Here is an 18,799-nt window from a genome sequence, read left to right on the forward strand (position 1 = left end):
TCTCAACCGTCCATGTCTGCGGGGGCTTGGCGCATTTTCCGGATGGCGTCAACCACGCGCCCCAGCCCCATCGAAAGCGATCCCTTGGCTAACACCACGTCACCCGCGTCGAGGTCGCGGGCCACGCGTTCGGCCATCTTGTCGCTCGTCTCGGTCCAGTGTCCGCGCTTCTCGCGCGGCAGCTTCAGCCACAGCGCGCGCATCAGCGGACCCACACAATGCACGAGGTCGATCTTCTCGATCCACGGGCTGTTGGCCAGCGCCTCGTGCAGGGCAATTTCCTGTGCCCCCAGTTCCTTCATGTCGCCCAGGTAGGCGATCCGGCGGCCCTTGTCGCGGCGGCCCACGTGATCATGCGTCTCGGCGGCGGCCAGCACCTCCAGCGCGGCACCGAGGCTCGCGGGGTTCGAATTGTAGGCGTCGTCGATCAGTTCCAGCGTCAGCCGGTCGTCGACGCGGTCCAGCCGGATGCGTTCGCGCAGCCCGCGGCCAGCGCCTGCGTTCCAAAGGGCCAGAGCATTGATCGCCAGGGCCCGGTCCAGCCCAAGGGCCGAGATCACCGCGATGGCGCCCATCGCGTTCATCGCGAAATGCCGCCCCGGCACCATGACCTTGAACAGCAGCGGCACGCGCCACGCCCGGCCCGTCGCCACCGTGCAGGCGTCCATCACCTGCACCGAGGTCAGCCGGTGGTGGTTGCCCGCCGCCTCGCCGAACGAGATCGACCGCCGCGCCATCTCTGCCGCCTTGTCGCGCAGGATCGGGCTCACGGCGAGGTCGCCGTTGTAGATCGCGATCCCGCGCGGCTCCAGCCCCTCGAAGATCGACGCCTTTTCCCGTGCGATCCCTTCGAGGTTCTCGAAGGCCGCAAGATGCGCGGGCGCGACGATGGTCACCATGGCCACATGCGGCCGGGCCATGCGGGCCAGCGGAGCGATTTCCCCGGGATGGTTCATGCCGATCTCGATCACCGCGAAATCGACGTCCTTCGGCATCCGCGCCAGCGTCAGCGGCACGCCCCAGTGGTTGTTGTAGGATTTCTCGGCGGCATGCACCGTGCCCTGGGCCGACAGGACCGTGCGCAGCATCTCCTTGGTGGAGGTCTTGCCAACCGATCCGGTCACCGCCACGACGCGGCCCGCGAACCGCGCGCGCGCAGCTTTGCCCAAAGCTTCAAGTCCGGTCTGCACGTCATCGACCAGCAACAGCTTTTCGGGGTTGTCCACACCCTCGGGAACCCGGCTGACCAGCGCCGCTGCCGCGCCCTTATCCAGCGCCTGCGCGACGAAGTCGTGCCCGTCCCGCGCCGCCTTCAGCGCCACGAACAGATCGCCCGGTTCGATGGTGCGCGTGTCGATGGACACGCCCGAAACCTGCCAGTCGGATGCCACGCGTCCGCCGGTGGCCGCCGCCGCCTCTGCCGCCGTCCAGAGCATCAGAGCCCCTTCCCGTCCAGCGCCGACACGGCGACGCTGGCCTGTTCAGCGTCGTCGAAGGGATAGACCGTGTCACCCACGATCTGGCCGGTCTCATGCCCCTTGCCGCAGATCAGCAGCGCGTCGCCCGGTCCCAAGGCATCGACGCCGCGCAGGATTGCCTCTGCGCGGTCGCCCACTTCCAGCGCTTCCGGCGCGCCCTCCATGACCATGGCGCGGATCGACGCCGGGTCTTCGGAGCGCGGGTTGTCGTCGGTCACGATCACGCTGTCGGCGAACTCCGCCGCAGCCTGCCCCATCAGGGGCCGCTTGCCCGTATCGCGGTCGCCGCCCGCGCCGACGATGGCCACGAGGCGACCCATGACGTGCGGGCGCAGCGCCTGGATCGCGGTCGCCACCGCATCGGGCGTGTGGGCGTAATCGACAAAGACCGCCGCGCCGTTGTCGCGCATCGCCGCCAGTTGCATCCGTCCGCGCACCGTCCCCAGCAGCGGCAGCACGTCGAACACGTCGTCCGGGTCGCCGCCGCAGGCGATGACCAGACCCGCCGCCAGCAGCACGTTCTCCGCCTGGAAGCCGCCGATCAGGCCAAGCCGCTCTTGCCGAACCTCGCCTTCAAAGCTCAGCCGGATCTCCTGCCCCGTGGCGTCAAAGCGCTGCGCCTCGAGGCAGATGTCCGCGGCTTCGCGACCGACGGTCAGAACCTCTTGCCCGCGCGCCCGGGCAATCGCCACCATGTCGACGCCGCGCGGGTCGTCGATGTTGATGACGGCCACCCCGTCCTCCGGCAGGACACGGGCGAAAAGCCCCGCCTTCGCAGCAAAGTAGTCCTCGAAGCTCGTGTGATAGTCGAGGTGATCCTGCGTGAAGTTGGTGAACCCCGCCGCCATGAGTTGCACCCCGTCGAGCCGCCGCTGCGACAGACCGTGGGACGAGGCCTCCATCGCGGCGTGGGTCACGCCCGCCTCCGCCGCGCCGGCCAGCATCCGATGCAGGGTGATCGGCTCCGGCGTGGTGTGTTTCAGCGGTGCGCTCCAGTCGCCCTCGACGCCCGTGGTGCCGACATTGACTGCGCGCAGACCCAGCTCCTGCCAGATCTGCCGCGTGAAGGTCGCCACCGAAGTCTTTCCGTTTGTTCCGGTAACCGCCACCATGGTCTCCGGCTGCGCGCCGAACCACAGGGCGGATGTATAGGCCAGCGCCTGCCGCGGATCTTCGGCCACGATCAGCGCCGCGTCGGCCCCGCCCAGCACGTCCGCGGCGATCTTCGCCCCGGCGGCATCGGTCAGCACCGCCCCCGCGCCCATCCGCAGCGCGTACTGGATGAATTCGGCCCCGTGGACGCGCGTGCCCGGCAGGGCGGCGAACAGATAGCCCTCCCGCACATCGCGGCTGTCGACCGCAAGGCCGGTGACCTTCACGTCACGCCCGCCCCGGGCCGTCAGGCCAAGGTCCCGAAGGCTTTTCACCACTGTCCCGTCAGACGACATCTCAGATTTCCCGGCTTTTCGCTGGCACATTATCCCTGCCCCGGCGGTTGCCAGCTCCCTAGTCCGAGGCACTCATGCTGACGTCCAATTGCCCCGTTTCGTAGTCCGGACGCAAGCCCAACAGCGGCGCAATCCTGCCGATCATCTCGGCCGCGACCGGCACTGCCGTCCAGCCCGCGGTGCGGCGCGGCTTCGATCCGGAGGTCTCCACCGGCTCGTCCAGCGTCACGACCAGCACATACTTCGGATCGTTGGCCGGAAAGATCGACGCGAAGGTGTTGATGTTCTTGTCCTTGTAGTAGCCGCCACCGTTTTCCTTGGGCTTCTCCGCCGAGCCGGTCTTGCCGCCGACGTGGTATCCGGGCACCTCCGCGAAGGAGGCCGTGCCATCCTCGCTTGCCACGACCTGCCGCAGCATGTGCAGCGCGTCCTGCGCCACGTCCTTCCTCAGGATCACGTCCTGGTAGCGCGGACCGGACTGCTTCAACAGCGTCGGCTTCACGATGTGCCCGCCGTTTGCGATGGCCGCGTAACCCGCGGCAAGATGCAGCGGCGTCGTGGAAATCCCGTGACCGTAGGAAATCGTCACCGCCGACAGGTCAGTCCAGCGCGACGGCCAGAGCGGCTTGCCCCCGGAGGCCTCTACGATCTCCAGCGGCGTGGCATCGAACAAGCCCATGGCCTTCAGGAACTCCTGCTGGCGGGTCGGGCCGATGGCCAGTGCCAGCTTGCCCGTGCCGCGGTTCGACGACTTCACGATGATCTTCTCGACCGTCAGCTTCCCGTAGTTGTGGTTGTCGAACTCGCCGATCCGGTGGCCGCCGACCTTGAAGGGAGGCGCGGTGTCGATCACCGACTGCGCGGTGACGAGCCCAAGCTGCATGGCCTGCGCCGCCGCGAAGATCTTGAAGGTGGAGCCCAGCTCGTACACCCCCTGCACCGCGCGGTTGAAAAGCGGCGAGTCGGACGGGCGCCCCTGGGTCGGCGGGCGCGGACGGTCGTTCGGATCGAAGTCCGGCAGCGACACGATCGACAGAACCTCGCCGGTGTGCACGTCCATCAGCACCGATGCCGCGCCCCTGGCGTTCATCAGCTTCATGCCGGCGTCCAGCACTTCCTCCGCCGCCGCCTGCACCGTCAGGTCGATGGACAGCGTCAGCGGCACGCCCTCGCGGCCCGGGTCGCGCAGCTCCTTGTCAAAGAACTTCTCGATGCCCGCCGTGCCGATCACCTCGGCGGAATGCACGCCCTCTGCCCCGAAGGAGGCGCCGCCCAGAACGTGCGAAGCCAGCGCGCCGTTGGGGTAAAGCCGCATCTCGCGCGGGCCGAACAGAAGACCGGGCTCGCCGATATCATGCACCGCCTGCATCTGCTCTGGGCTCAGTTTCTTCTTTACCCACAGGAACTTGCGCTTGGGGTCCATGAACCGCTTGGCCATTTTCTCCCCGTCGAGGTCGGGGAAAATCTCGGCCAGCCGCAGTGCCGCGCGCTCCGGGTCGATCATCTGGTTGGGATGGGCGTACAGCGAATGCGTCGACATGTTGGTCGCGAGGATGCGGCCGTGGCGGTCCACGATGTCGGCGCGGCTCGCGATGATCGACGCCCCCGACGCCTGGGCCCGCGGCTCTTCAGGCTCCGACGCCGACAACATGCCCATGCGCGCCCCGATCACGGCGTAGGCGCAGAAGAACATCATCGCCAGCACCAGCAGGCGGCCCTCGGCGCGCAGGCGCATCCTGTCGCGCATCGCCTCGTGGCGGATGCGGCGGTTTTCCTTCTCGATGGCGTCGGGGTTCTCGCCCTTGCGGCGGGCTTCGAGAATGCGCGCCAACGGGCGCAGCGGCACGCGTGTCATGGGTTGGTCGCTCCCCTCGTGGTGACTTCCTCGACCCCGTCCAGGGTCAGCTCCGGCGGCAGCGGATAGGCCACCTGCACGATCAGCCCGAACTGGTCGGGGCGCAGGGCCAGAAGCTGCAGCTTGTCGAAGTTCATTTCGGCAAGGTCGCGCAGACGGTCGGGGCGGTTGAGATAGGCCCACTCCGCCCGCAGGATCGACAGCCGTTCGCGCGCGGCGCCGATCTCGCGGCGCAGTCCCGCGACATGGTCCAGTTCGTCCTGCGTCTGGTAGTTCTCGCGGTAGGCCCAGTAGCCCGAGCCGATCACCGCCAGCGCCGAAAGGATGAACAACAGCGTCCGCATTTCAGATTTTCCCCTTGGAAGTCGCGCCCTTGAGCATGGGCATGGCAATCTCGTCCGCCTCGACAGCCTCGGCGGGCAGGTCGGTGCGGCGCGCCACCCTGAGCTTGGCCGAGCGGGCACGCGGGTTCGCCGTCAACTCGTCCGCGTCCGGCCCGACGGCCTTGCGGGTGACGATCTCGAAGGGCGCCTCGGCCTCGGGCGTCTCGGTGGCATACCGGTTGACGTGGCGCTTCTTCTCGCCGTGCAGCTGCAGGAAGCGCTTCACCATGCGGTCCTCGACCGAATGGAAGGTGACGACCGCCAGCATGCCGCCGGGCTTCAAAACCCGCTCCGCCGCCATCAACCCCTGCCACAGCGCCTCGTATTCGGCGTTCACCGCGATCCTCAGCGCCTGGAAGCTGCGGGTGGCCGCATGGGCCTGACCCGGCTTGGTGCGTCCGATCGTGCGTTCGATCAGCCCGGCCAGTTCCAGCGTCGTCGAGAACGGGCGATGCTCCACGATCCGGCGTGCAATCCGGCGCGACTGGCGCTCTTCACCGTATACATAAAGAACGTCCGCCAGCTCGCTCTCGGGCAAGTCGTTTACAAGATCGGCCGCAGTCGGCCCCGCCTGCCCCATCCGCATGTCGAGCGGCCCGTCCCGCATGAAGGAGAAGCCGCGCTCAGCCAGGTCGAGCTGCATGGAGGACACGCCGAGATCCAGCACAACGCCATCGACGCTCTCGGCCACCTTGTCCATATTGCAGAAATTTTCCCGAACAAGGGAAATGGCCGGCCAGTCAGCCAACCACCCTGCGGCCATCTCATGTGCCAGCGGATCGCGATCGATGCCGATGACACGTTCCGCCCCGGCCTCCACCAGACCGCGCGCATAGCCGCCCGCGCCGAAGGTCCCGTCGATCCAGACACCGCTGACCGGCGCGACCTCTCGCAGCAGCGGTGCCAGCAGGACGGGAACGTGCGGTGCCTCCCCCTGGATGCGCTCCGCGGCCGCCATTTACAGCCCCGCCCCGTCCAGCAATTGCGCCGGGTCGAAATCGTCCGGCAGCTCATCGAGGTAGTTCTCGGTCTGCGCCAGTTCCTCCGCCTCGTAGGTGGCGGGCTCCCAGATCTGGAAGGTGTCGACGTTGGAGGCAAAGTAGGCCTCGTCGCTGATGCCGATCTTGGCACGCAGCTTGGCGGGCAGCACGATGCGTCCGGTCTCGTCGACACTGGTGGTCATGGACTGGGTGGAATAGAGCCGCTCCAAGAGCTTGCGGTCCCGCGAACCGCGCGTCATCGCCGAGATCTTGTCCTCGACCGCCTCCATCTCCTGAATGGTGTAACATTCCAGGTACTTGCGGCGGTGGTCGCCGTAGACGATGACGAAGTTCGGGTTCAGGCCCTCGGTCCATTCGGGGTCGCCCTGCTCGAGGACACGGCGAAACGAGGCCGGTATCGAGACCCGCCCCTTCGTATCGACCTTGTGTCGACTCTCGCCTCTGAACCTCAGCCTGCGGCCCACTGCCCTCGGCCCTCCAAGCCCCCCTTAAACGTAAATGCGGCGGGTTGATCTGCTGCCACTGATCAACCCGCCGCTGACCCGCATCGCGGGTGTCTCCGACTGCGCGCGCCACCTGGGGGGATGTCTGCTCGCCCGCGCGCCGGATCTCTTTGCTCACGAAGAAAGCGGGCGCCTGTATGAAACCTGCTATTGTTGTTTTTGGAGTTCGGTGTGAGGTCGTTTGCGCCTCGTTTGCCCGTCTCTCTTCGTGTGAGTTAGGTTTGCCATGGGAATTCATGGGTGGCAACAGGAATTCGCGGCAACCGCGCCCTTCATCTGGTGCGCGGGACCTCTGTCGAACAAGATTTAGTGCCGATTTTGGCCACATTCTTGCCCGATCTGGTATGGATGCGCGGAACATCCAACTAGATGTAGGCAGATCTGGCGCCCCAAATTTTTTCCCATGATTTCCCACCGGGCTGGCATGACGCATGGGATGTGGGTCATATTTACCACAATTCAGGGTCAGATATACGCTCTTATCCACAGGGAATCATCTCACCTCGCCGTGAATCACCGCGACTCGGCCAATTTCAGCCGAGTCGCCCATGACGGATTCGGCGGAGCCACCCCTCTCCCATCCATTCCCATGCGAAACCGCCCATGCTGTCCCACGCCATCCCGCGGGACGCTCGTCTTGACCCTCCCGGCACGCTCCTAGATACCGGGCGCAAAGGAGGCCCCATGACGACGCCCCGCATCACCGACAGCCATTGCCACCTCGATTTCCCGGACTTCGCGGACAGCCGGCCCGACGTCATCGCCCGCGCGCTCGACGCAGGCGTGCACCGGATGGTCACGATCTGCACGAAGCTCGCGAACGAACCCGCGGTCCGCGCCATCGCCGAGGACAACGACGCCGTGTTCTACGCGGCGGGCGTCCATCCCATGAGCGCCGCCGACCACCCGCCCGTCACCACCGGGATGCTGGTGGACATGGCGAAGCACCCGAAGTTCGTGGGCATCGGCGAAACCGGCCTCGACTACCATTACACGGCCGAAAGCGCCGAGATCCAGAAACGGAGCCTGCGCACCCATATCGAAGCGGCGCAGGAAACCGGCCTGCCGCTGATCATCCACGCGCGCGCCGCGGACGACGACATGGCCCGCATCCTCACCGAAGGCTACCGCGCCGCTCCTTATACCTGCGTGATGCACTGCTTCTCGTCCTCCGCCGAGCTGGCAAAGGCCGCGCTCGACCTCGACTTCTACCTCTCGATGTCCGGCATCGCCGCCTTCCCCAAAAGCCAGGAGCTGCGCGACATCTTCGCCGCGGCCCCGCTCGACCGCATCCTCGTGGAAACCGACAGCCCCTACCTCGCGCCGCCGCCCTACCGCGGCAAGCGCAACGAACCGGGCTACGTCGTGCACACCGCCGAGAAGGGTGCCGAGGTCTTCGGCCTCTCCTACGAGGCGTTCGCCGCAAGGACAGAGGCCAACTTCGACCGCCTCTTCGCCAAGGCCGCGGCCTGGCAGCGCGAACCGGCCCGGGAGGCGCGTGCATGAGCGCGACGCTGCGCTTCACCATCCTCGGCTGCGGATCGTCGGGCGGCGTGCCCCGCCTCGGCGGGCACTGGGGCGACTGCGACCCGGCCAACCCGCGCAACCGCCGCCGCCGCTGTTCCCTGCTGGTGGAACGGACCACGCCCGACGGCACCACCTGCGTGCTGATCGACACCAGCCCCGACATGCGCGAACAGCTTCTCGACGCCCGCGTGGGCCACCTCGACGCCGTGGCATGGACCCACGCGCATGCCGACCATACCCACGGGCTCGACGACCTGCGCCAGATCGTCTTCAACACCCGCAAGCGCCTCGACGTCTGGGCCGACGGCGACACCCAGAACGATCTGATCGCACGCTTCGGTTACGCCTTCGTCCAGCCCGAAGGCTCGCCCTACCCGCCGATCCTCAACCTGCACACCATCGACGGCGCCTTCACCATCGAGGGCGCGGGCGGCGCCATCACCCTGACCCCCTTCAAGGTCAACCACGGCAGCATCGACGCGCTGGGGTTCCGCATCGGCGACCTCGCCTACCTGCCGGACGTGATCCGCATCCCCGAGGACGCCTGGCCGCATCTCGAGAATCTCGACTGCTGGATCCTCGACGCCCTGCGCCGCACGCCACATCCCACGCACGCCCATCTCGACCTCGCGCTCGAATGGATCGCGCGGGCCGCGCCGAAGCGCGCCGTCCTGACCAACATGCACATCGACCTCGACCACGACACCGTGGCCGCCGAGACGCCCGCGCACATAACACCGGCGCACGACGGCATGACCATCAGCTATGCCGTCTGACTGTCGCCAGACGCGCATCCCGTTCCCGGCGCAGCCCGATACCCTTCATCTTGGCCCCAAATACCTCCGCCGGAGGCACCCGGCCCCACCGGCGGCACGAGGCCCGCAACTCCGGTATCCGGCCAAACCGGCGCGCCACCGCGACGCGCCAAGCGCGGCGCAACCCCGCACCCCACACATCGCATCCTCTTGCCGACGCCCGGGCGTTGCCGCATGATTTCCGGACTTTCCTGACCATGTTCGCCCTTCTCAGCGTCATCCTGCCTGTCTTCCTCGTCATCGCCGCGGGCTATCTCGCCGCGTGGAAGGGCGGGTTCGGCGACACCGCCGTCGACGGGCTGATGAAGTACACCCAGCAATACGCCATCCCCTGCCTGCTGTTCCGCGCGCTCTGGACGCTGGACCTCGGGCCCGAGATCGACCCCCTCATCCTCGTCTCCTTCTACACTGGCTCCGTGACCTGCTTCACCGTGGGTCTGCTCGCCGCACGCTTCATCTTCCGCCGCGACTGGGAAGACTGCGTGGCCATCGGCTTCTGCTGCCTCTTCGCCAACTCCGTCATGCTGGGCCTGCCGATCACCGAGCGCGCCTTCGGCACCGATGCGCTGGCCGCCAACTACCTCATCATCGCGCTGCACTCGCCGATCTGCTACGGCATCGGCATCACCGCGATGGAGATCGTGCGCGCCCGCAGCGCCGGCACACCGAACTCGAAACTGCCCGCGATGGTGGTGCGCGCGATGTTCCGCAACGCGCTGGTCATCGGCATCGTGCTCGGGCTCTTCGCCAATCTCGCCAGCCTGCAACTCCCCGCGGTCATCACCGATGCGCTCGACATGATGATCCGCTCGGCGCTGCCCGCCGCGCTCTTCGGCATGGGCGGGGTGATGTTCCGCTACAGGCCGCAGGGCGACTTCCGGGTGATCGCGATGATCTGCGCCGTCTCGCTGGTGCTGCACCCGGCGATCACCTGGACGATGGGCACGCTGACCGGCATCTCCACCGGCGCCTTCCGCTCTGCGGTGCTGACCGCGGCCATGGCGCCGGGCATCAACACCTACGTCTTCGCCAACATGTACGGCCGCGCCCGCCGGGTCGCGGCCTCGGGCGTGCTCTTCGCCACCCTGCTTTCGGTGCTGACCGCCGCCGTCTGGCTGGCACTTCTGCCCTGAAACAGTCACAACACGTGAGCAATGCGCATGGCCCAGCCGGGCAATGCGCCCCCAAAATACGAAAGACAGGACGACCATGGCCCGCAGGAACACCACGCTCGGCATCTTCTTCATGCTGGTCTTCTGCGCCTTCGCGCCGGTCATGGATGCCTCGGCCAAGGCCACCCCGGCCGAGGTCCCCGTCACCCAGATCCTCGCCTTCCGCTTCGGCATTCAGGTGCTGCTGCTCTACCCGCTGGTGATGGCGCTTTCGCTGCCCTCCCGCACCACCGGCCGGGAAGTCGTCTTCCACCTCGCCCGCGCCGCCACGCTGACGCTGGCCACCTACTGCTTCTTCACCGCCCTGCGCTACATGCCGGTGGCCGACGCCATTGCGATCTTCTTCGTCTCGCCCTTCATCGTGACCCTGCTGGGCGCGCTCTTCCTGAAAGAGCCGATCGGCTGGCGCCGCAGCCTGGCCAGCCTCGTGGGCTTCGGCGGCGCGCTGCTGGTCATCCGGCCCAGCTTTGCCGACCTGGGCGTCGTGGCGCTCTTGCCGCTCGCCACCGCGCTGATGTTCGCGATCTACATGCTGCTGACCCGGGCCATGTCGCAGCGCGCGCACCCGCTGGTACTGCAGGCCCACACCGCGCTCGCGGCCAGCCTGATGACCATCCCGCCGATGCTGCTGCTCGACGGCACGGGCTTCACGTATTTCGACCCGGTCTGGCCCAGCCCCTACGCGTGGATGACCCTCATCGCGGTCGGCACCGTCGCCACGATCTCCCACGTCTTCCTGACCTTCGCGCTGCGGCTGATCCCGGCGGGGACCGTCGCCTCGCTGCAGTATTTCGAGATCGTCGGCGCGACCATCGTCGGCTTCCTGATATTCGGAGACTTCCCGACCCCGCTCACCTTCCTCGGGATCGCGATCATCATCGCCTCCGGGCTCTACAACATCGCGCGCGAAAGCCGCCTGTCGGAGATCCCCGAGCGCGCCGCGCCCCCGCCGCCGTAGGCCGGCCGCCCTGAAGCGCCCTGCGGGATGGCGGGTGGGGCGATGCGCAAAGCGCGAGCGTCCGGGTGAAACCCGGCCCACCCGGCATCCCGGCGAGCATCCGTCTGGACCTCCCGCGCGGCCGCACTTAGGGTCGCCGCATGTCCAGTGATCGCCCCCTTCTCGGCATCGGTCTGATGCTCGCCTTCTGCCTGCTCGCCCCCTTCGGCGACGCACTTGCCAAGCTTCTCGGCCCGCACCTGTCGGTCGGCCAGATCACCACCCTGCGCTTCGCCGCGCAGGCCATCGTGCTGGTGCCGCTGTCGATTGCCCTGCGCCGGTCCTGGCGGATGAGCGCGGCGACCTTCGGGCTGCTCTTCCTGCGCACCCTGATGCACATCGCCGGGATCGCGCTGGTGGTGACCTCTCTCCTGTACCTGCCGCTCGCCGACGCCATCGCCATCGCCTACGTGATGCCCTTCATCGCCCTGCTGCTGGGCCACCTGTTCCTGGGGGAAACCGTCGGGCCCCACCGGCTGGCCGCCTGCGTCGCGGGCTTCGGCGGCACCCTCCTCGTCCTGCAGCCCGCCTTCGCCGACGTGGGCGCGCCCGCGCTGATCCCGCTGGGGGTGGCGCTGGTCTTCTCGATCTACATGCTGCTCAGCCGCCAGCTCGGCAGCCGCCTCGACCCGATCGCGCAGCAGGCGGCGGCAGCCCCCATCGCGCTGGCCATCCTGGTCCCGCTCATGGCGCTCACCCCCGAAAGCATGACGCAAACAAGCTGGATCGATCCGACACCGCAGCTCTGGGGGCTGATCGCACTCATGGGGCTGGTCGGCAGCACCGCGCACCTGACCATGTCCTGGGCGCTGAAATACGCCCCGGCCAGCACGCTCGCCCCGATGCAATACCTCGAGATCCCCTTCGCCGCCTTCGTCGGCTACCTGATCTGGGGCGACCTGCTCGGGCCGCTGGCCACGCTGGGAGTCGCGATCACCATCGCCTCGGGCCTTTACGTCGTCATGCGCGAGCGGGCCACCGCGGCGCGTGCTCCAGCCCCGAAACCAGTGCATTCAGGTGCGCCACCGACAGGATAAGCAGCATCGACGGGGTGGCGAAGGTCAGGCGCACCGGACCCACCGCCTCATTCGAGGTGCCCACGGCCCCGCCGGGGCGGAAGTGCAGCCCCTCCAGCGGCCAGCGCAGCCCCTCGGACAGCCCGCCTGCCTCCGCCATCGGGAACAGCGACACGCGCTCCCCCGGCCCGAGGTCCAGCGTCAGGTCCGGCGGGCACAGGCAGACCACGTCCTCCGGCCCGACCAGCACGCACCGCCGGTCCGGCCGCCGCACCAGCACGTTGATCGCCGCAAGCTGATGGTCCAGCCGCGCGCCCAGAAACCCGTAGCCCAGCACCAGCGGCGCCTCGATATGGCGCAGGCACTTGTCGAAATCGGTGCTGTCCTGTTCCGTGATCGGCCGCAGCACACCCGGTGCAAGCTGGGTCTGGATGTCGCCTGAAAGGGAGTCCATGTCGCCGAAGACCGCCTCCGGCATATGGCCCAAGCGCAGCACGCGTTCGGCACCACCGTCCGCGGCCACGACCGGATTGTTGCCGGAAAGTGCAACCGCCAGAGCGTCATCATGGCACTCTCCACCGCCCACCAGCACGACTGGCCCGGAACTTTCAACAATTTTAGTCTTCATGTACGCTTAATGGCCTTCTGGGAAACAGATCACAATCTGGTCACGAAATGATACTCTTAACGGCGCAGATTCGGTCAGCTTTGGCCCGGGTGATCGTGGTAAACGCACTGTTGCATACCGAATGAAAGTGAGCAGCACATGGTGAGTTCGAGCAAAATCCTTACGGTTTCTTACGGCACCTTCTCCTGTACGGCCGAAGGTTTCGAGGATCCGCTCGCCGTGGTGAAGGACACGACACACTTCTTTCGCGGTGTCGTCAACGCCGACCGCTTCTTCGGGGCCGAACCTCCACAGTTCGATCCGGAACTCGCGACAGAGATGATGCGCGCCCGGCTCGCTGCCGAGGGACAGGAAGGCACGCTCACCCTCGGGTCCGCGGCGGCCGCCTCCTCCGGTGCCCTGGCTGCCGCCCTCGCCGCCGGCCCTGCCCGCGCCGCGACACATCAGGCCGAGGCCTTCGACGACGACCGCGACAGCGCCGGTCTTCTGCCCGACGACGACACGATCGAGGCGACCGCAGTTCTGACCGAACGCACCGTCGACCTCGAAGAAACGGACATGACCGGCGCTGCATCCGGGATCATGGACCACACGGCGGCCTCGCCCGCCCCGGAGGTCTCCGCGCCTGCTCCGCGGACCTCCCCCTCTGAAAGCGTGGCGGCCAAGCTCGACCGCATCCGCGCCGTGGTGGCCAGCACCGCCGCCGCGGAGGACGCCCGCGCCGCGGCCGCCGCGCAGGACGCCGAAGCCGAAAAGGCCGATGACGCGGCAGAGCCCGTCACAGGTTTCGAGGACGAGCCCGCCTTCGTCTCCGAGGTCGAGCTGGAACCCCACCTCGACGCCGATGAGGCGCCGGACACCGCGCACGTCATGGCCGAGGAGGACGCGGCAGAGGACGAGAGCCCCGATCCGGAGGAGGCAGCCACCTTCGACACGGCCGACGACCTGTCCGAACCGGAGGTTGCCGGGGAAGAGACCTACGACGACGACATCGAGGATGTCGACGACGACGCCCTGTCGGCCCTTCTGGGCGAACTGGAAAGCGACTCCCGCGACGCTTCCGTCTTCTCCGACAAGTCCCTGGCCGACGACATGTCCGCCGCGCCGGTCTCCGAACCGATGGACGACAGCGTCTTTGCCGACAGCATCGCCAGCCTGCTGGGAGAATCCGCCGAAGACGAGGAAGACGACGACACGCTCGCCGCCGATCCCTCCATCGCCGCCGCCCTCGCCGGTCTCCATGCCTATGACGAGGACGACGAGGATGAGGCCGTCGCAGACGAAGACGCGGCCTTCGACGACACGGACGACACGGACGCCCCCTACGCCTCCGCCGATGTCGACAACGTCTTCGCGGAGGACATGGCCGACGAACCGCAGGACGAACCGGCGCCGCAGCCCCGCGCCCGCGTGGTGAAGGTGAAACGCGCCGATTTCCTCCGCGCAGTCGAGGCCGGTCACATCGAAGAGGTCGAGGATGAGGACGACGAGGACACCGCAGCCGCACCGCCGGCGGTCCCGATGTCCGATCTCAGCACGCTCTCGCCCGAGGAAGAGGAAGAACTCGCCCGCGAACTCGCGGCGGTGAAGGCCGAACTCACCGGCGAATTCGACGACTGGGACGAAGAGGACGACGAGACCCACAGCGCCGCCCTGGCAACCGCCGCCACGGCGCTGCCCGAGGACGAGGACGACAGCTGGGACGCCCCCTACGCCGCGGCCGTCACATCCGGCGACAACGCCTTTGACGAGGACGACGACACCTACCTCTCCGACGACGGGATGGACGATTACGAGGACGACGAGGAAGACGATGAGCCGCGCGCAACCGCGCCGCTGCGCCTCGACAACCCCGTCTCCACGCCCGACGCCGAAGACGACGCGGCGGGCGACGATTCCCTCTCCGCCCTGATCCGCGACTCGGCCCGCAAGACGGTGAAGATGGCGAGCCCGGCCCGCGCCCTCCTGACGGAGCGCGAGGTCAAGGACGTCGACACCCTGCGCCTGATGGACCAGACCGACACGGAGATGGACGAACCCGAGGGCAGCCGCCGCCGCACCGCGATCGCCCACCTGCGCGCCGCCGTCGCCGCGACCAAGGCCGACCGCCTGCTCGGTCGCCGTGCCGACGCCGCCGAAGAACAGGAACCCTACCGCGAGGACCTGGCCAACGTGGTCCGTCCGCGCCGCCCGCAGGCCACCGCCACCCGCACCGAACGCCCCGCCGAGGTGACGCCTGTCACCCGCCCCGCGCCGCTCAAGCTGGTGGCCGAACAGCGGGTCGAGGACCGCATCGGCGGCAGCACGGGCGCGCCCACAGGCCTGCCCCGCACGGTGCCGGTCCGCCCCCGCCGCGTCCGCCGCGCGGCCGACCTCCAGCCGCAGGAAACGCCGGAGGATGCCGCCTCCGCCGACGGTTTCGTCGCCTACGCCGAGAAGGTCGGCGCCAGCGACCTGCCGGAGCTTCTAGAGGCCGCGGCGGCCTACATGGCCTACGTCGAAGGCCGCGACCAGTTCTCGCGCCCGCAGCTCATGTCGACCGTGCGGCTCGCCGAGGCCAGCGAATCCAGCCGCGAGGACCGGCTGCGCAGCTTCGGTCAGCTCCTGCGCGAGGGGAAGATCAAGAAGACCGCCGGGGGCCGCTTCACCGCCTCCGAACGGATCAGTTTCAAGCCCGACCGCGCCGCGGGCTGATCCGCCGCCACGGCATCCACACACAAAGACGCCCCGCCGGTCATCCCGGACGGGGCGTTTTCTTTTTCCAGACCGGCAAGGACCGAAGCGGACCCTCACGGGACGGTGGGCGGGGAGCCTTTATCGTCAGGCAAACAGCGCCCGCCCGGCGTCACTCCTTGTCGCGCGGCGCGTCCGGGTCGGCCTGCCCCACGCCGCGAAAGACGAAGCGGAAGGGCACCGCCCAGAGCACGCCCAGCACCACGTAGACCAAGAACTCCAACCAGATCGCCGGACGGTCCAGCCAGTTCACCAGCGTCACCGCCGCCACCACGTAAAGCGGCATGCCGATCACCAGGATCACCAGCGACCACCGCCGCCGCGCTTTGTAGGACAGGGCCATGCGCTCAGTCCGCGAACGGGTCGGTCACGAGGATCGTGTCCTCCCGCTCCGGCGAGGTCGAGAGCAGCGCCACCGGGCAGCCGATCAGCTCCTCCACCCGGCGCACGTACTTGACCGCGGCGCCCGGCAGGTCCGCCCAGGACCGCGCGCCTTCGGTCGATTCCGACCAGCCTTCCATCTCCTCGTAGACCGGCACGCAGCGCGCCTGCTCTTCCGAGGCGAAGGGCAGGTAATCCAGCCGCTTGCCGTCGAGGTCGTAGCCCACGCAGATCTTCAGCGTCTCGAACCCGTCCAGCACGTCCAGCTTGGTCAGCGAGATGCCGTTGACGCCGCTCGTCGCGCAGGTCTGGCGTACCAGCGCCGCGTCGAACCAGCCGCAACGCCGCTTGCGGCCCGTCACCGTGCCGAACTCGTGGCCGCGCTCGCCCAGCCGCTGGCCGTCCGCATCGTGCAGCTCCGTGGGGAACGGACCCTCGCCGACGCGCGTGGTGTAGGCCTTCACGATGCCCAGCACGTAGTCGATGGCGCCCGGGCCGATGCCCGTCCCGGTGGCCGCCTGCCCGGCGATCACGTTGGACGAGGTGACAAACGGATAGGTGCCGAAGTCGATGTCCAGCAGGGCGCCCTGCGCCCCTTCGAACAGGATACGCGACCCGGAACGACGCTTTTCGTTCAGAACCTTCCACACCGGGGCCGCATAGGGCAGGATCTGAGCCGCAATGTCCTTCAGCGCGGCGATCAGGCCCTCGCGGTCCACCGGTTCGATGCCAAGGCCCTTGCGCAGCGGATCGTGGTGCTGCAGCGCCCGGTCGACCCGCGCGACCAGCGTCGCCTCGTCCGCCAGGTCCGCGACACGGACCGAACGGCGCCCGACCTTGTCCTCGTAGGCGGGGCCGATGCCGCGCCCGGTTGTGCCGATCTTCGTCCCCTTGGAGGCCGCCTCTTCCCGCGCCCGGTCCAGTTCGCCGTGGATCGGCAGGATCAGCGGCGTGTTCTCGGCGATCATCAGCGTCTCGGGCGTGATCTCGACGCCCTGCTCGCGGATCGTCGCGATCTCCTTGACCAGGTGCCAGGGGTCCAGCACCACGCCATTGCCGATCACCGACAGCTTGCCGCCGCGCACGACGCCGGACGGCAGCGCGTTCAGCTTGTAGACCTTGCCGTCGATCACCAGCGTGTGGCCCGCGTTGTGGCCCCCCTGGAAACGGCAGATCACGTCGGCGCGCTCGGACAGCCAGTCCACGATCTTGCCCTTGCCCTCGTCGCCCCACGGGGCGCCCACGACAACCACGTTTGCCATATCCCCGAGTCCCTCCGGTGTTCTCAAACCCGCGCACGTATAACGTCGGTGCCCGGGGCGCGAAACCGCAAAATGTGCGGCATCCCGCCCGCTTCAGCATGCCGCGGGACTGGACAGCCGCCGTGGCAAGGGCCACCTAGGCCAAAACCAGACGGAGACGCCCATGTCCTTCTTCGCCCGCTGGCTCTTTGCCTTCCTGCTGCTGGCCGCCACCTACAACCCGACGCCATGGAACTACACCCGCTGGGCGCTCGCCAACTACGAAGCCCAGCTACCGCTGACCGTGCTGCTGGGGCTCCTGCTGTTCGTCGGCTACGTCATCTACCTGCGCGCGACCCTGCGCTCCATCGGCGCCTTCGGCATGATCCTCGTGCTGGCGATCGTCGGCGCGGCGCTCTGGGTCCTGTGGGATGTCGGGCTGATCGACCTTTCGGACCCGGGCTTCGCCACATGGATCGCGCTCCTCGCGCTTTCGGTGGTGCTGGGCATCGGCCTCAGCTGGTCGATCATCCGCCGCGCGCTCTCCGGCCAGGTCGACACCGACGACGTGGAGGAATAGGCGGGCGGGCGCTCTCGGCGCAGGGCGGAACAGGGCCGCCCCGGCCCGTTTCGCCGCCCCCGCGACCTGCCGTCACCCGTCATCGGCTTGCGCATGCCGGCTCATTCCCCTACATGACCGCAAACCCAAAGCGTGACCGCGAGCACCAATGCAAAACGTCATCCTCATCATCCACCTCCTTCTCGCCCTCGGCCTGATCGGAGTCGTGCTTCTCCAGCGCAATGAAGGGGGCGGCCTGGGTATGGGCGGCGGTGGCGGTCCGGCGGGCGCCCGCGCGCCCACCACGCCGCTGGCAAAGGTGACTTGGGTGCTGGCCATCGCCTTCATCGTCACCTCGATCACCCTGACGATCATCGCGGCGCAGAACTCTGCCGGGACCTCGATCCTCGACCGTCTCGCACCCGCGGGCCGCTCCACGCAGGAAGAGCCCGCGACCACGCCCGGCGGTGACATCAACACCGACGACCTGCTGGCGCCGCCGTCCTCGGGCGGCAACACCGACGCGCCGCTGGTCCCCAGCGCGGACTGACACGCGCCACAACGGCGAAACGCATGACAAAAGGCGGCCTCCGGGGCCGCCTTTTCCGTTTCGTCATTATGCCCGGCGACTCAGCCGAAGTCGAAATACCCGTCCCCGGTGCCAAAGGCATCGAAGCCCGGTCCGTCGTCCACGTCAGCGGCCGGATAATCGTCCATGCCGCTTGAGCCGCCGGTCTGGACGGAGGTCACGAAGACCGGCTTCACCTTCACCGCTTCACCGTCCCCGCCGTTGTCACGGAAATCGAAACCGTCTTCGTCCTCGCCGAAAAAGCGCCGCACCGGCACATAGCGATACTCGTTGTCGTTGCCCGCCGCGGCACCCGCCGTGCCGCCCTCGCGGTACTCGATCACCTCGGTCTCTGTGCCCAGCCCGGACACGTCGGAGAATCCCCCCAGCGCGCTGCCGCTTCCGCTGTAGGTCCCGGTGATCCTTCCGTAGTTCAGTGAAAACTGTTCCATACTCATGCCCTGCTTCGAAAATGTCTGGTTCGGTCAATGCGG

Annotated in this window: 18 protein-coding genes; 8 read left to right on the forward strand and 10 right to left on the reverse strand. The window is 67.9% G+C overall.

Features of this window, described 5'->3' with window-relative positions; all coding sequences use genetic code 11:
* Positions 1-2: 2 nt before the first annotated feature.
* Genes ACU0DV_RS04695 through mraZ form a run of 6 tightly spaced genes read right to left on the reverse strand, consistent with a single transcriptional unit; the run spans position 3 to position 6,629 of the window.
* The gene (locus ACU0DV_RS04695; protein WP_446241252.1) at positions 3-1,439 is read right to left on the reverse strand and encodes a UDP-N-acetylmuramoyl-tripeptide--D-alanyl-D-alanine ligase; all 1,437 of its coding nucleotides are present in this window, start codon (positions 1,437-1,439) and stop codon (positions 3-5) included.
* Positions 1,436-2,926: a UDP-N-acetylmuramoyl-L-alanyl-D-glutamate--2,6-diaminopimelate ligase gene (locus ACU0DV_RS04700; protein ID WP_100929870.1), complete on the reverse strand. Its 1,491-nt coding sequence runs from the start codon at positions 2,924-2,926 to the stop codon at positions 1,436-1,438. The genes ACU0DV_RS04695 and ACU0DV_RS04700 overlap by 4 nt, the downstream gene beginning before the upstream one ends.
* Positions 2,927-2,984: 58 nt before the next feature.
* Entirely contained in the window at positions 2,985-4,781 is a 1,797-nt protein-coding gene (locus tag ACU0DV_RS04705) for a peptidoglycan D,D-transpeptidase FtsI family protein (protein WP_100929869.1), read from the reverse strand.
* Complete coding sequence (ftsL, locus tag ACU0DV_RS04710; protein ID WP_100929868.1) at positions 4,778-5,125, reverse strand: cell division protein FtsL; 348 nt, start codon at positions 5,123-5,125, stop codon at positions 4,778-4,780. Before ftsL ends, ACU0DV_RS04705 begins: the two co-directional genes overlap by 4 nt.
* Before the next feature lies 1 nt (position 5,126).
* Positions 5,127-6,122 carry a 16S rRNA (cytosine(1402)-N(4))-methyltransferase RsmH gene (gene rsmH / locus ACU0DV_RS04715; RefSeq protein ID WP_446241129.1) on the reverse strand — a complete coding sequence of 332 codons (996 nt, stop codon included), beginning with the start codon at positions 6,120-6,122 and terminating at the stop codon, positions 5,127-5,129.
* Positions 6,123-6,629 (reverse strand): division/cell wall cluster transcriptional repressor MraZ, encoded by a 507-nt coding sequence (gene mraZ / locus ACU0DV_RS04720; protein ID WP_100929866.1) that lies wholly within the window; start codon positions 6,627-6,629, stop codon positions 6,123-6,125.
* 723 nt (positions 6,630-7,352) lie between these two features.
* On the opposite strand from mraZ, the gene ACU0DV_RS04725 reads away from it, so the two are divergent.
* The 5 genes from ACU0DV_RS04725 to ACU0DV_RS04745 all read left to right on the forward strand — a co-directional run bounded on the left by ACU0DV_RS04725 (position 7,353) and on the right by ACU0DV_RS04745 (position 12,216).
* Entirely contained in the window at positions 7,353-8,174 is an 822-nt protein-coding gene (locus ACU0DV_RS04725; protein WP_446241130.1) for a TatD family hydrolase, read from the forward strand.
* Complete coding sequence (locus ACU0DV_RS04730) at positions 8,171-8,971, forward strand: MBL fold metallo-hydrolase (RefSeq protein ID WP_283980688.1); 801 nt, start codon at positions 8,171-8,173, stop codon at positions 8,969-8,971. Before ACU0DV_RS04725 ends, ACU0DV_RS04730 begins: the two co-directional genes overlap by 4 nt.
* 236 nt (positions 8,972-9,207) lie before the next feature.
* The gene (locus tag ACU0DV_RS04735) at positions 9,208-10,143 is read left to right on the forward strand and encodes an AEC family transporter (RefSeq protein ID WP_100929862.1); all 936 of its coding nucleotides are present in this window, start codon (positions 9,208-9,210) and stop codon (positions 10,141-10,143) included.
* A gap of 76 nt (positions 10,144-10,219) precedes the next feature.
* Positions 10,220-11,140, forward strand: coding sequence for a DMT family transporter (locus ACU0DV_RS04740; RefSeq protein WP_446241131.1), 921 nt, complete (start codon positions 10,220-10,222; stop codon positions 11,138-11,140).
* A gap of 140 nt (positions 11,141-11,280) precedes the next feature.
* A complete protein-coding gene (locus tag ACU0DV_RS04745) occupies positions 11,281-12,216 on the forward strand; it encodes a DMT family transporter (RefSeq protein ID WP_446241132.1) in 936 nt (311 codons plus the stop codon).
* On the opposite strand, the gene ACU0DV_RS04750 is transcribed toward ACU0DV_RS04745, so the two are convergent.
* A complete protein-coding gene (locus ACU0DV_RS04750) occupies positions 12,140-12,823 on the reverse strand; it encodes a thiamine diphosphokinase (protein WP_446241133.1) in 684 nt (227 codons plus the stop codon). The two genes, ACU0DV_RS04745 and ACU0DV_RS04750, sit on opposite strands and share 77 nt — an antisense overlap.
* A 141-nt stretch (positions 12,824-12,964) precedes the next feature.
* Here ACU0DV_RS04750 and ACU0DV_RS04755 point away from each other — a divergent pair, with 141 nt between their 5' ends.
* Positions 12,965-15,517, forward strand: coding sequence for a hypothetical protein (locus ACU0DV_RS04755; protein WP_446241134.1), 2,553 nt, complete (start codon positions 12,965-12,967; stop codon positions 15,515-15,517).
* A gap of 151 nt (positions 15,518-15,668) precedes the next feature.
* On the opposite strand, the gene ACU0DV_RS04760 is transcribed toward ACU0DV_RS04755, so the two are convergent.
* Together ACU0DV_RS04760 and ACU0DV_RS04765 are read right to left on the reverse strand one after the other, a co-directional pair.
* The gene (locus ACU0DV_RS04760; RefSeq protein WP_446241135.1) at positions 15,669-15,899 is read right to left on the reverse strand and encodes a DUF2842 domain-containing protein; all 231 of its coding nucleotides are present in this window, start codon (positions 15,897-15,899) and stop codon (positions 15,669-15,671) included.
* Positions 15,900-15,903: 4 nt separating this feature from the next.
* Complete coding sequence (locus ACU0DV_RS04765) at positions 15,904-17,199, reverse strand: adenylosuccinate synthase (RefSeq protein ID WP_446273482.1); 1,296 nt, start codon at positions 17,197-17,199, stop codon at positions 15,904-15,906.
* Positions 17,200-17,362: 163 nt separating this feature from the next.
* Between ACU0DV_RS04765 and ACU0DV_RS04770 the strand changes: the two genes are divergently transcribed.
* Positions 17,363-17,758 carry a DUF6524 family protein gene (locus tag ACU0DV_RS04770; protein WP_283980693.1) on the forward strand — a complete coding sequence of 132 codons (396 nt, stop codon included), beginning with the start codon at positions 17,363-17,365 and terminating at the stop codon, positions 17,756-17,758.
* Positions 17,759-17,906: 148 nt separating this feature from the next.
* A complete protein-coding gene (secG, locus tag ACU0DV_RS04775; RefSeq protein ID WP_100929854.1) occupies positions 17,907-18,287 on the forward strand; it encodes a preprotein translocase subunit SecG in 381 nt (126 codons plus the stop codon).
* Positions 18,288-18,367: 80 nt separating this feature from the next.
* Here secG and ACU0DV_RS04780 read toward each other — a convergent pair whose 3' ends face one another.
* Entirely contained in the window at positions 18,368-18,757 is a 390-nt protein-coding gene (locus tag ACU0DV_RS04780) for a hypothetical protein (protein ID WP_446269801.1), read from the reverse strand.
* Positions 18,758-18,799 lie beyond the last annotated feature (42 nt).

This window comes from Sagittula sp. (assembly GCF_052825245.1).

Bases quoted from the DNA above. Each gene is read 5' to 3' on its own strand.
- ACU0DV_RS04700 (WP_100929870.1), bottom strand. From the start codon at position 2,926: ATGTCGTCTGACGGGACAGTGGTGAAAAGCCTTCGGGACCTTGGCCTG.
- ACU0DV_RS04725 (WP_446241130.1), top strand. From the start codon at position 7,353: ATGACGACGCCCCGCATCACCGACAGCCATTGCCACCTCGATTTCCCG.
- secG (WP_100929854.1), top strand. From the start codon at position 17,907: ATGCAAAACGTCATCCTCATCATCCACCTCCTTCTCGCCCTCGGCCTG.
- ACU0DV_RS04745 (WP_446241132.1), top strand. From the start codon at position 11,281: ATGTCCAGTGATCGCCCCCTTCTCGGCATCGGTCTGATGCTCGCCTTC.
- ACU0DV_RS04730 (WP_283980688.1), top strand. From the start codon at position 8,171: ATGAGCGCGACGCTGCGCTTCACCATCCTCGGCTGCGGATCGTCGGGC.
- ACU0DV_RS04765 (WP_446273482.1), bottom strand. From the start codon at position 17,199: ATGGCAAACGTGGTTGTCGTGGGCGCCCCGTGGGGCGACGAGGGCAAG.
- ACU0DV_RS04750 (WP_446241133.1), bottom strand. From the start codon at position 12,823: ATGAAGACTAAAATTGTTGAAAGTTCCGGGCCAGTCGTGCTGGTGGGC.
- ftsL (WP_100929868.1), bottom strand. From the start codon at position 5,125: ATGCGGACGCTGTTGTTCATCCTTTCGGCGCTGGCGGTGATCGGCTCG.
- ACU0DV_RS04705 (WP_100929869.1), bottom strand. From the start codon at position 4,781: ATGACACGCGTGCCGCTGCGCCCGTTGGCGCGCATTCTCGAAGCCCGC.
- ACU0DV_RS04770 (WP_283980693.1), top strand. From the start codon at position 17,363: ATGTCCTTCTTCGCCCGCTGGCTCTTTGCCTTCCTGCTGCTGGCCGCC.
- ACU0DV_RS04735 (WP_100929862.1), top strand. From the start codon at position 9,208: ATGTTCGCCCTTCTCAGCGTCATCCTGCCTGTCTTCCTCGTCATCGCC.
- rsmH (WP_446241129.1), bottom strand. From the start codon at position 6,122: ATGGCGGCCGCGGAGCGCATCCAGGGGGAGGCACCGCACGTTCCCGTC.
- ACU0DV_RS04740 (WP_446241131.1), top strand. From the start codon at position 10,220: ATGGCCCGCAGGAACACCACGCTCGGCATCTTCTTCATGCTGGTCTTC.
- ACU0DV_RS04780 (WP_446269801.1), bottom strand. From the start codon at position 18,757: ATGGAACAGTTTTCACTGAACTACGGAAGGATCACCGGGACCTACAGC.
- ACU0DV_RS04760 (WP_446241135.1), bottom strand. From the start codon at position 15,899: ATGGCCCTGTCCTACAAAGCGCGGCGGCGGTGGTCGCTGGTGATCCTG.